Origin of the sequence: Cryobacterium flavum, assembly GCF_900103805.1 — a bacterium.
Taxonomy (GTDB): Bacteria; Actinomycetota; Actinomycetes; order Actinomycetales; family Microbacteriaceae; genus Cryobacterium; species Cryobacterium flavum.
Genome location: NZ_FNIB01000029.1, coordinates 1 through 10,839, shown reverse-complemented (window position 1 = coordinate 10,839; position 10,839 = coordinate 1). Strand labels below are relative to the sequence as shown.

The window sequence follows — 10,839 nt, the reverse complement described above, 5'->3', positions numbered from 1 at the left end:
CAGACCGGCCCACCAGAGCAGCGATCGCCCGCACACCGGTGCCACCCAGGTGCAAGTCCGCGATCTGCAGTCGTTCCTCCAAGGACAAGTACCGCCTAGACCTCTCTGCCTCAGGAAGAGGGATCCGCCCACCCGTTGCTTGACGCCAACGCCGTCCAGTTCGTCGATTCACCCCGACAGCATCGCACGCTGCAGTCAGCGTCGAGCCTTGACTCATCAACACCCAAAACCGCGCCTGCTTCTCTACCAGTTCATATTTCGACCACACGTACAACACCTCACAAAAATCGAGTGTTGCGACGACCGGTTGAATCCGCCGTTCCCCTTATAGTGACGGGGAAGCTGAGTGAATTGCGTTCGAGGGCCCGCTCGGGTCGGCCGATCAATACCAGCTTGAATGACTGCCCTAGGATCAGGGAATGATGCCAGCCGACAACGCCACACGTTCTACGCGGCGGCGGACCGGGGTCGGGTCTCCTGCATTGAAGTTCGTGCGGGACCTCGTCGTCATCGTGGTCATCGCGATTCTGATCTCAGCCCTTCTCAAAACTTTTGTCGTTCGTTCGTTCTACATCCCGTCCTCTTCGATGGAGAACACGCTCCTGATCAATGATCGAATCATTGTGAATGAACTCGTTCCTAACCTGATCCCGATTGAACACGGCGACGTCGTCGTCTTCACCGACCCAGGAAACTGGCTCCCACCACAGCAACCCGTGCCGCTGAATCTTCTCAGTGCACTAAACGCCGCGCTCACGGCTGTGGGGCTGAGCACCGGCGACAGCAATAATCACCTCGTCAAAAGAGTCATCGGCCTCCCCGGAGACACCGTGGTCTGTTGCACCGCAGGCGGGCAGCTCACCATCAACGATGTCCCCATCGACGAGCCGTACATCCAGGTTCCTGACGGTCAATCCCAGGCAACCAAGAGTCCGTTTACGGTCACCGTGCCCGACGGAAAACTTTGGGTGATGGGTGACAACCGATACAACTCGGCCGACTCGGCCTTCCACTTCCTCAATGGCTCGCCGGGAGGCGGCTTCGTCCCCATCAGTAGCGTCGTCGGCCGCGCAGTCGTGGTGAGCTGGCCCGCCAAACACTGGGGATGGCTCGGCAACTATCCAGAAACCTTCACGCCATCAGCCCGCTGAATTAGTTGCGACTCCTGCGGCGTCGTCGGCGTCGAACGTGTCCTTCGGGAACTCCATGAGCTCGCAAGAAGAATCTTCTTCATTCGTCAAAGCAAGCCAACTCACTTGAGGAACTGTCATGGCAATTATTTGTTCCTACTTGGCTCGTTCCGCCAGGCCGAGGCGACCGCAGACGTCGGACGCGCCGGGAATCACGGCGGCCATTCCATCGGACATGACACACACCGTGAGAGGGTCGGGGACAGGGTAGGAAAAAGTTCGGTCAACGGGATCTGAACGAACCCCACTCTCGATACTTGCGTCCAGGGCATGCTGGGCCCAGAGGTCTGAGCACGCGGCCAGGGCGTCATCGATTGACACCGGACCCCCTTCACTGTCTCCGATGGTGCCCTCGAGGCTGGTCACCCGCGCACCCGGGAATTCCCCCCACATGTTGAGCTCCGCTCGAGAGAAGCAATTGATGCGATCGGTTCTCGTAATCTGCGCTTGGACGGCCACGACGGCACCGGCAGTCAAGACGAGGGTTGCAATGACTGCGGGGACGACGATCCGAACGCGTCGAGCACGACGAAATCTCAGATTCTCTGGAGTTCCTGGTTGGGCGATGTTCACGAGGAGGGCTCGGATCGCCGCACTGCGGTTGGTAGTGAAGTGCGGTTCCGTCGGCGTGCTGTTCATGATGTGCTTTCTCCCACAACTGATGCGGATGGTTGGATCGGGTTGTACTCGTTGAGGACGAGAGCGAGGTGTTGCTTGGCGCGAAATAGTCGGGATTTGACGGTGCCCGAAGGTATTCGAAGAAGCTGGCTGACGTCCGTCATCGACAGGTCTTCCAGGACACACAGCAGCAGTATCTGTTGGTCCCGGGAGTTCAGGTGCGCAAAGGCGCGCTGAACCGTGTTCCCTGTGGAGTCGAGATCGATCGCGTCCAGCACCGCCTCACTGTGGTCAGGCACAGAATCCGGCGGTGGAAGCCTTCGGAGAAGTCGCTGGTGTCGGAGATCGGACCGAAGTTGATTCCGGGCCACGTTGTTAGTGGTTACAAGGAGCCACCCGAGGATGGACTCATCAACGAACCGAACTCGTGTTCTGCAACGCCAAGCTTCGAGGAACACCATCGCAGTAACATCCTCTGCCTCCGCTTGTGTGCGGACCAGCCGAAGGCTGTGACCAAAAACCCGATCCCGGTGGCGGTCAAACAGGACACCAAACGCGCGTCCATTCCCGCCGCGGACGTGCAACCACAGTGCGGAGTCTGTGGCTTGGGAATCAAAGGTGTCCATACTCATCAATGTCCGGCAGGGAGGCATTGGTTCCATAGGAATCGGGTGGGCCTTCAAGCAAGCCGACACTATTAGGTCTTGCGCTATCCACGACACCCTCCGTCTGACTCAGATGTCGCTTGCCAGCGTTATGGGACCACCTGAACGTGACTTCGAGCGTCGCGCACACGCTCTGTGGGTGTCAACCCTGCGACAAGACAATGGATCCCCTTGATGTGATCGGGAATATCGAACTCCTACCGTGGTATCTGTTCCGCTTCGTCAGCTGACCACACGGTGACGATAAGTTGCCACCCGGAGGGGCGTGACCCCGGTCTTCGCTCTTGCCGTCCCGCAAGAGGTTCGGCTTACGGGCGGTTGGTGCTCGGCATCGCCTCGACTGTTTCTGGTCCAACTTCACGGTCCTCGGCGGAGGGTGAGCCTGACGCGATAGAGGTGTTTCGCACGGTGATGACGGCGCAGAGAATGACGGCGATGCCGCCAATGATGGTCCGCCAGTTGAGTTCCTCGCGGAGGAGTAGCGCTGTCCAGAGGATGTGCAGGGTAGGTCGGGTGCGTTGCACCTGGCTGACCTGGGCCATAGCCCCGATGGCCACTCGCGGTACGAAAAGCGGCAGCCCGGGTGAAGATGCTCACCACTCCGAGGTAGGCGAACGCCGCCCAATGAGCCAATGCGTTATCGAGGGCTGGTCGACGACGGAAATTATTCAAGTGAGAATAACTCAGCCGAGACGAGTGATCACGACTGAGGACACGCCTGATTCAGGTCCTCCCAAGTATCACGTCCAACTTCTGACGGAGAAACGAAGCTGTACGCATACCAGCCATCCCCGGACGGGTACTCCTCGATGAAAACAGTCTTCGACGGCGCACCCGGGATCTCAACCCCTTCCGCTCGCAAGCAATCAGCCCGGGCAACCTCGCCCTTGTACAACTGATCCCAATCAGCTTGAGAATACTCTTCAAACGAGCTCGGGCCGGTCACGGGAAACCGCTCTCCACATTCGACGGCCGACGCGTCATACTGATCTGCCTGATCCGTCGACGTCTCGCCACCGTACGAGTCATCTGACGGGTAGTACGTGACGTCCCACCCTTCCGCCTGCATACATCGAGCTATCTTGGCCGATCGAGTCTCGGTCCTATCGGTCCCCTCGTTCGCGGACGCGCCTGTGTCAGATTCTGGAGACACGCGGTCGGCCGTGCACCCGAGTAAACAAGCGGCGACCACCGTACCCAGGAGATCAGGTCGACCGCGCAACAAGAAAATGTTGGCCCCATTGCTGATCGCAACACCGCCCTTGGCGCTTAGGAGTTGGAGTTGGAGTTAGGGTTACGGTTAGGGTTGTCCAACGTGAGCCCCAATCCCGCACCAACCCCACCGCCGGTGTGGCGCGCTGCAGGAATGCCGGCGCTCCTTGTTTTCACGGCCGCTGGATTCGCCGGTTTCTCTGCCCTCCTACCCGTCGTACCCCTTTGGGCGGTAACCGGCGGTGCGAATGAGGCCGGTGCCGGTCTCGTCAATGGAGTGTTGCTGCTGGCAACGGTTGTGACGCAGCCGTTCGTTCCCCGACTTCTCAGTCGTCTAGGAACCGGTCGCGTGTTGGCCGCTGGCCTGGTGCTTCTGGGGGTTCCGTCGTTGCTGTTTCTTTTCTCTGACCATCTGAATTGGATTTTGCTCCTCTCAATAGTGCGTGGCATAGGGTTTGGTGTGCTCACCGTGGCCGGATCGACCGTGGTGGCCAATCTCGTACCGCGTGCCCAACACGGTGCAGCCATCGGGGCCTGCGGTGCGGCAATCGCGGTGCCGCAAGTAGTTCTTTTCCCCCTCGGGCCATGGATGTCCGAGTCAGTGGGATTCTGGGCAGTTTTTGCAATCGGCACCCTGCCGATTCTGGGCATCAGTTCTGCGCCACAACTGGCCCGTGTTCTGCGGGAACAGACAGCCGAACGCGCTCTTCAGCCGCCGACCGAACCCACGACAACGGTGAACAACACGGGGACTGGGGGGCGGCTTCTGCTGGGCAGCCTCCTTGGCCCCATGCTTCTCCTTGGTGGCGTCACACTGGCCGGCGGTGCGCTCATCACCTTCGCGCCACAGATGAGTTCAGCGCCAGCCGCGACGGCCGGCGGACTCGCGCTGCTCACCTTCAGCGCGGCAGTGACTCGGTGGGGCGTTGGCGGACTAGCTGATCATTATGGCGCCCAGCGCTTTTTGTGGCCGCTGGTGCTGATATCAGTCATCGGTCTTATTCTCACCGCCACCGCGGTCGAGAATCCTGACGCGACGAGCATCCTGCTCTTCCTTGCAGGGCTGATCTTAGTCGGCATCGCTTTTGGTGGACTCCAGAACCTGACCCTGCTGCTGTCCCTCGCCGCGGTGAAACGGGGGCAGTACGGCACCGCCAGCGCTGTGTGGAACATAGGATTCGATTTGGGCACGGCAGTGGGCTCAGTGCTGATCGGTACACTCGCTGCCGGGCTGTCATTTTCCACGGCACTGCTCGTCGCGGCCGGCATCTGCCTCGCTACGCTTCCGCTCGCGCTCCGTGGCAAACCGCGCTACCCGCGTGCAGACATATAGCGGGTTGCGGATATCTCTCTCGACACGAGGCTCTAGCCAGGTCTCGACCCATAACAGGAAGAAGAATGCCCCGGACTTCGGCGGAAGTTCTGGGCAATTTTAGTGAATGCTGTCTAGCGGAAAGGGGACTTGAACCCGCGACACCATGATGATCTTGAACTGCATCTTCCCCACTTATCGAGCCTTCATTCACCCGTCGATCCCAGGAAATAAACTTGATCAGCGATCACCATGTTCACCCAGGGCCGACTGTCCGAGATATCCGCGGCAGGCCATTGCAACCTGTTATATCGGTTGGCGTCACGGAAGGTTTTGTCGGTCTTACAGGGTGAACGAAAATGATACTTTCAACCGTCTACAGGGTGCGTCCATACACTGAATGTTACGACAATTCATTATGAAACATGATCCTCCTACCGACTGTCTCAAGTCACGGTACGGGCGCACCACTCATCACATCAGCATTCACCAGTAACACGCAGAAATCGAACATCCACGCCGGCAGGCTGACCAGTCATAATTCTAGGCGCGCTAACGGTCTGCTAGGCTGCGCGAAGCATTGGTAGTCATTAGCAGTCATTAGCAGTCATTAGCAGTCATTGACAATGAATTACGGAGAATAAATGCTTATTGAAAAAGAGAATGCCCAGTTGGTTATGTTCAGTGGCGGACGAGACAGCACTCTGGTTGCTGCCCGCCTCATGCTCCAGGGGATCCCCGTCCACCTCTTCAGTGGAAATAGCGGATGCTCGCTCCACCGCGGACTGCTCACCCTTCGAGTTAAGGAGCTGCAGGCCCGCTTCGGTGACCTCGTCGTGACTCACGTAGTCAGTGACGTGAGCGGCGCCTTCCGGTCCATCGCAATAGCGAATATCGAGCACGATATCTTGACCCACCGCAAGAATCTCATCCTTCTCGGCGAGAAAATCGCCATCCACGCACACGCCGTCGACTACTGTCGTCGCAACGGCCTCGCCATTATGAACGATGGCATCGCTCGCTATCAGCAGGACTTCCCCGAGCAGCGCATGGTCGCCCGAGAGTACTTCGAGGGGTTCCTCGCTGAATATGGAATCGACTACCGCAGTCCTATCTACGAGTTCGCCACATCGGGCGACGACGTCAAATATCGCCTCCTTCAGCTCGGCCTCTCCACAAAGTCTTTGGAGGGTGTCTCTATCTTCGGCGACAGCTTCTCCACACCAACGGATGAGACCATCCTGGCCTACCTCCAGGAGAAGGAGGCCCTGAGTCACGACATCATCAACTTTCTCAGCGGGCGTTCGTTGGCCATTGGTCACGAGACGCGCGATCGGGCTGAGATTACTGGATGAGGAGAATCGACAAGGCGGCCGCTGTGATCCTCCGTGGCGGCTTACTCCTTGTGGTTCGAAAGCGTGGCTCGACGACTTTTATTTCCCCGGGAGGAAAACCGGAACCTGGGGAAAGAATGGACCAGGCCTTGGCACGTGAGCTCACAGAAGAGACCGGGCTGCATCTACGGTCTTGGCAACGGTTTGGGACCTACTCTGACCGCGCTGCCTTTGAGCCGTCTTCGACGGTGCGGATCGAGGTGTTTCTCGCTGAGGCGGACGGGACCGCAACCCCGGGTCAGGAAATCGAGGAGGTCGCCTGGATCGACGGCGGATTCCGAGAGGCAGGTATCGAGCTGGGCTCGATTTTCGATCATTTCGTGGTGCCCGCGCTCCTCGCCCAGGGGCTGCTGCGTCCGGGGTCGATGCCGAGTCTCGGTCGGCCTGCCGAGCGCACCATCATCGTCGACCTGGACGGCACCATCGCCTTCGACGGAGGCCACCCGGGACCCAAGGTGAGCGCGGCCCTGGACCATCTGGGCGAGCGAAGCGATATCCATCTGGTGGTGGCTACGTCACGCGCTCCTCGCGGAGCCCGCAAAATCATGGGTGCGTTGGCCGATCGAGTGGATGAGTGGTGGTTCTGCAACGGTGCCTTCCGGACTGGCCACGGAAGGGAGACCGAGACCACAGCGCTGCCGTGTGAACCCTTGAGGGCGATGATCGCGTGCCTTCGCGCAGAGGCCGTTCCCTTCTACCTTGAGTATGGCGACCGGTTTGTCGTCAGCGGCGGCGGCTTCTCGTGGATGGCCTATCCCGATCGGGCCGAGTACAGCCCCGACGCTGACCCTGACCTGGCGACTGTCATCAAGCTGGTTGTGGACTCGCAGGATTCTGCCTTGTGGATATGCCGACTCCGGGACTCGGCCGGCGACGACGTGGAGATATGTCTGCACGCCGGCGGGGTTATCGATATCACAGCCGCCGGCGTCACAAAAGCGAAGCCACTTGACCTCCGGATGAACGCTAACGGGTCAGTGGTTGTGGCGTTCGGCAACGACCTGAATGACCAAGAGTTGCTAGCCCGGGCCGACGTTGCGTTCGTGGTCGGCATCGGGTTACCCGGCCTGGAACGAGCCAGACATGTGCGCCGGGTATCAGCTGATGATGCCGCAGTGGCCACGGCTTTGTGGCACGTGGTGAGTATTCCAGCCTCCGATGAGCTCGAGGCCTGATGTGCGCACTGGACGCTGCGGCGTTACATCCAGATCTGCAGGTGTCTACCGGGCACGGACACTACTACGCTCAGGCAGCGGAGCTGCGGTCCACCATCACCTGCGCACTAGTCCGTGACCTGGGCGCGGGAGACTTCCGGCCCTATCTGCTTCATAATTCCACCTCCGCCTTGATGGCGGTGTTGTTCGCCGCGACCAACGCAGGCCGCAGCATCAATACCGAGGGCCCCATCGAACAGCACTACTCGCCTTATAATTTTCTGCTGCCGCGAGCCGGGCCATTAGCCGACTGGGAGCTGCGAACCCACGTCTCGCCGGTCACCGCAGTGGTCGATGAACTTGGTGGACGAAGCATCCGTATCGTCGACGCTGCACAGTCACTCGGTACTGTGCTCACCCCCGCGCTCCTGACAGGCAGCGACGTCGCGATCGCGCCTTTGCACAAGCACCTTGGCCTGGTGGTCGGCCTGGGACTGGTGCTGGTCCGCCGCGATGTCCCCGACCTGGAACCGGTTCATCGCGTCCTAAGGGTGGCCGAGTCAGGTGCCCAGTCTATCGAACTTCTTCGCCGCGCCGCTTCGGCGATCAAGAACCTTGACGGGAGGATAGCCAACCTGGCCCAAGTGAACGTCAGTCCGGAGCTGAGCGCGTGGTGTCTCGATCGCGGGCTTCGACCACTGGCGTCAGGGCCGGGTGCGCCGTATGTGTGCCTGACCACCACCGACGGCATTCCTGTCGCGGATCGACTGGCGCCGACGGGTTGGCGTCATTTCCGGGAGTTCAACACAGCCCGCTTCTCCTTCGTACGAAGAGGCAGGCCGGGCGAAGCGGCAGTCGATCACGTCCTCGAGTTCCGGATGGCCGTCAATCGGGCTCTGGGGCGCTGACAACGCATTTGCGTGATACGTGCAACGCCAACTACGACATGATTCCCGCCTGGATCAATCCGACCCGCGTATCTTTTGCGGTCCTCACGGTCCTACTCCTCGGTGCATTTATCACTTCAACAGTCACGCACCACAGACGTAAATTTCGAAGAACCTGAGGAATGGGAAACCTCTGAAATTTCCCGCTGCAGTTTTCTCCGAGAATCGATCGCACCCTGACGGTCCAACACGTCTCATCGCCGCAGGACCGTGTAAAGCATCCGGCGCAGACGACTTCCCAGATGCCCGAAGTGGTGTTCACCAGCTCCCTTCCGACATCTCACTAAAGGTTCCGCTTGCGAGCTCCTCTGGACAAGAATTCTCATTTGGACAAACTCTGCACGCTCCTGCATTTCGATCGTTTGACAGCCGTTCTTCGTGCGCTCCTCGGCGGCACGGGCGCTCTCGTCAACGACGCGGTGCGGCGCAACACGGACGGAACGACCAGCATCCCGACTGAGCACCCTCGCGACCGGCTAACGCTCGACTCCCAGAGCGTCGCAACCCGTCAACGACCGGCGAAATCGGCGAACAAGACGCGCGGTGAGGCGGTGAACCCGGTGCGTTCGTAGAGGTGGATTGCCTCGGGGCTGGAGTGCACCGTGACGTGTTCGAGGCCCAGCTGTCGAGCTTTGTCCAGAACGGCCGTCATCATCGTGTCGCCGATGCCGACGTTTCGTTCCTCGGGGACGACGTACACGCACTGCACGTCTCCGGAAGCACGATCGGTGGCGCGCGGGCTGGGCACGCGGGGTAGCACCGCCAGCCAGGCCATGCCGACGACCACTCCGCTGCGCATCGCCACGACCCGGTGATGTGTCTGCTCATGCGCGGACGCGAAAGCCACTACGGACGCCACGAAGTCCTCCCGGCTCACGACCGGAACTCCGCCCCGCTCCACCACCCACCGCCAGCGCAATCCCGCGATTGCCTCCGTCTCGAGTGCTTTGGCTTCACGCACCACGATCTTCGTCATCTCGCCAGTCTGCCCGATCGCACAACAGATGGTTCACGATGTGGTTCGCAGGGATCGCTTCCGCGCGGCAATTTAGATAGCGACGAAGGCATCCCTTCTTCTGCGTCCCGCAGGGGGTTGGCGAGTTCAACTGGTCGTTGCAACGATTGGTTTTTCTGGTTCTGACAGTAGTCGTTGCATGGCTTGGGCGGGGGTGATGCCGCCGAGTGTTTTACGGGGTCGATCGTTGAGTTCGGTGGCTACTTCCAGGAGCCGTTCGGGTGAATGGACGGAGAGGTCGGTGCCCTTGGGGAAATACTGGCGCAGCAGCCCGTTGGTGTTTTCGTTACTGCCGCGTTGCCACGGAGAATGCGGATCACAGAAGTAGATGGCCATGTTGGTGGCCAGGGTGATCTGTCGGTGCTGGGCCAGCTCTGTTCCCTGATCCCAGGTCAAGGTTTTAGCCAGACGCGCGGGCAGAGTCTTGATGGTGGCTAACAGACCATCGCGAACAGTGATGGCACTGTGATCACCAGGAAGATGGACCAACATCGTGAAGCGGGTCTGACGCTCCACCAGCGTGGCGATGGCCGATCGGCAGTTCGACCCCAAGATCAGATCTCCTTCCCAATGGCCAGGTACGGCACGGTCAGAAACTTCTGCAGGTCGCTCGCTGATCATGATCATGTCGGGGATCTTGCCCGAGTTCTTCGCGGCAGGCCGTCTAGGACGCCGGATGGCCCGGCCGGTGCGCAAGTGTTGATGCAGATCAGCACGCAAATGACCGCGGCCCTGCACATAGAGTGCCTGGTAGATCGCTTCGGGGCTCACCCGCATCTCCTGCCGGTCCGGGAACACTGTCGCCAAGTGGTCACTGATTTGTTCCGGACTCCATTTCACGCACAACTTGGTCTGCACCAAGGATGCTAGTTCCGGGTGATCGAATTTGCTGGCCTTGGGTCGGCGCCCGCGAAGCTCGGCCTGCTTCTGCGCCGCATACGGGGCATACCTTGTTCGCGCTCGTGGGCCAGCCTTGGACCCACCGCGAGCTAACTCTCGACTGATCGTCGCAGGAGACCGGCCCACCTCGGCAGCGATCGCACGCACGCCGGTACCGTTCACATGCAAGTCCGCGATTCGCAGCCGTTCGTCCAAGCACAAGTACCGCCCGGACCTCTCGGCCTCCGGAACAGGGATCCGCCCTCCCGTTGCTTGACGCCAACGCCGTCCAGTTCGTCGATTCACTCCCACAGCATCACACGCCGCCGTCAGCGTCGACCCTTTGGACATCAACACCCAAAACCGAGCCTGCATCTCCACCAGCTCAAACTTCGACCACATCGGCAACACCTCTCAAAAATGGAGTGTTGCAACGACCAGTTGAATCCGCCG

11 protein-coding genes are annotated in these 10,839 nt (G+C 60.0%); 5 read left to right on the top strand and 6 right to left on the bottom strand.

The window, feature by feature from the left end; all coding sequences use genetic code 11:
* Positions 1 to 268: helix-turn-helix domain-containing protein (locus tag BLS91_RS21275; protein ID WP_139165835.1), on the bottom strand; the 268-nt coding region annotated here is incomplete at its 3' end.
* Between the two features lie 151 nt (positions 269 to 419).
* Between BLS91_RS21275 and lepB the strand changes: the two genes are divergently transcribed.
* The gene (gene lepB, locus BLS91_RS19190) at positions 420 to 1,151 is read left to right on the top strand and encodes a signal peptidase I (protein ID WP_092342649.1); all 732 of its coding nucleotides are present in this window, start codon (positions 420 to 422) and stop codon (positions 1,149 to 1,151) included.
* Between the two features lie 135 nt (positions 1,152 to 1,286).
* On the opposite strand, the gene BLS91_RS19815 is transcribed toward lepB, so the two are convergent.
* The 3 genes from BLS91_RS19815 to BLS91_RS19175 form a co-directional block, all read right to left on the bottom strand.
* The gene (locus BLS91_RS19815; protein ID WP_134505298.1) at positions 1,287 to 1,583 is read right to left on the bottom strand and encodes a hypothetical protein; all 297 of its coding nucleotides are present in this window, start codon (positions 1,581 to 1,583) and stop codon (positions 1,287 to 1,289) included.
* A 242-nt stretch (positions 1,584 to 1,825) separates the two neighbouring features.
* Positions 1,826 to 2,434 (bottom strand): RNA polymerase sigma factor, encoded by a 609-nt coding sequence (locus BLS91_RS19180; RefSeq protein WP_092342655.1) that lies wholly within the window; start codon positions 2,432 to 2,434, stop codon positions 1,826 to 1,828.
* A gap of 347 nt (positions 2,435 to 2,781) precedes the next feature.
* Positions 2,782 to 3,030 carry a hypothetical protein gene (locus BLS91_RS19175; protein ID WP_134360431.1) on the bottom strand — a complete coding sequence of 83 codons (249 nt, stop codon included), beginning with the start codon at positions 3,028 to 3,030 and terminating at the stop codon, positions 2,782 to 2,784.
* Positions 3,031 to 3,839: 809 nt separating this feature from the next.
* On the opposite strand from BLS91_RS19175, the gene BLS91_RS21080 reads away from it, so the two are divergent.
* From BLS91_RS21080 to BLS91_RS19150, 4 genes are all read left to right on the top strand, one after another.
* On the top strand, positions 3,840 to 5,018 hold the full coding sequence (locus tag BLS91_RS21080; RefSeq protein ID WP_051973715.1) for an MFS transporter: 1,179 nt from the start codon (positions 3,840 to 3,842) through the stop codon (positions 5,016 to 5,018).
* Between the two features lie 623 nt (positions 5,019 to 5,641).
* Positions 5,642 to 6,352, top strand: a complete 711-nt coding sequence (locus BLS91_RS19160; protein WP_198410940.1) for an adenine nucleotide alpha hydrolase family protein — start codon at positions 5,642 to 5,644, stop codon at positions 6,350 to 6,352.
* Positions 6,349 to 7,566, top strand: a complete 1,218-nt coding sequence (locus tag BLS91_RS19155; protein WP_092342643.1) for an HAD hydrolase family protein — start codon at positions 6,349 to 6,351, stop codon at positions 7,564 to 7,566. The genes BLS91_RS19160 and BLS91_RS19155 overlap by 4 nt, the downstream gene beginning before the upstream one ends.
* The gene (locus BLS91_RS19150; protein WP_035879775.1) at positions 7,566 to 8,453 is read left to right on the top strand and encodes a DUF6024 family protein; all 888 of its coding nucleotides are present in this window, start codon (positions 7,566 to 7,568) and stop codon (positions 8,451 to 8,453) included. The genes BLS91_RS19155 and BLS91_RS19150 overlap by 1 nt, the downstream gene beginning before the upstream one ends.
* A gap of 547 nt (positions 8,454 to 9,000) precedes the next feature.
* Here the strand turns inward: BLS91_RS19150 and BLS91_RS19145 are convergent.
* Complete coding sequence (locus BLS91_RS19145; protein WP_035880386.1) at positions 9,001 to 9,468, bottom strand: GNAT family N-acetyltransferase; 468 nt, start codon at positions 9,466 to 9,468, stop codon at positions 9,001 to 9,003.
* Between the two features lie 126 nt (positions 9,469 to 9,594).
* Positions 9,595 to 10,761 (bottom strand): IS30 family transposase, encoded by a 1,167-nt coding sequence (locus BLS91_RS19140; protein ID WP_420838515.1) that lies wholly within the window; start codon positions 10,759 to 10,761, stop codon positions 9,595 to 9,597.
* Between the last annotated feature and the right edge of the window lie 78 nt (positions 10,762 to 10,839).

Bases quoted from the DNA above. Each gene is read 5' to 3' on its own strand.
- lepB (WP_092342649.1), top strand. From the start codon at position 420: ATGATGCCAGCCGACAACGCCACACGTTCTACGCGGCGGCGGACCGGG.
- BLS91_RS19815 (WP_134505298.1), bottom strand. From the start codon at position 1,583: ATGTGGGGGGAATTCCCGGGTGCGCGGGTGACCAGCCTCGAGGGCACC.
- BLS91_RS19180 (WP_092342655.1), bottom strand. From the start codon at position 2,434: ATGGACACCTTTGATTCCCAAGCCACAGACTCCGCACTGTGGTTGCAC.
- BLS91_RS21080 (WP_051973715.1), top strand. From the start codon at position 3,840: ATGCCGGCGCTCCTTGTTTTCACGGCCGCTGGATTCGCCGGTTTCTCT.
- BLS91_RS19160 (WP_198410940.1), top strand. From the start codon at position 5,642: ATGCTTATTGAAAAAGAGAATGCCCAGTTGGTTATGTTCAGTGGCGGA.
- BLS91_RS19155 (WP_092342643.1), top strand. From the start codon at position 6,349: ATGAGGAGAATCGACAAGGCGGCCGCTGTGATCCTCCGTGGCGGCTTA.
- BLS91_RS19150 (WP_035879775.1), top strand. From the start codon at position 7,566: ATGTGCGCACTGGACGCTGCGGCGTTACATCCAGATCTGCAGGTGTCT.
- BLS91_RS19145 (WP_035880386.1), bottom strand. From the start codon at position 9,468: ATGACGAAGATCGTGGTGCGTGAAGCCAAAGCACTCGAGACGGAGGCA.
- BLS91_RS19140 (WP_420838515.1), bottom strand. From the start codon at position 10,761: ATGCAGGCTCGGTTTTGGGTGTTGATGTCCAAAGGGTCGACGCTGACG.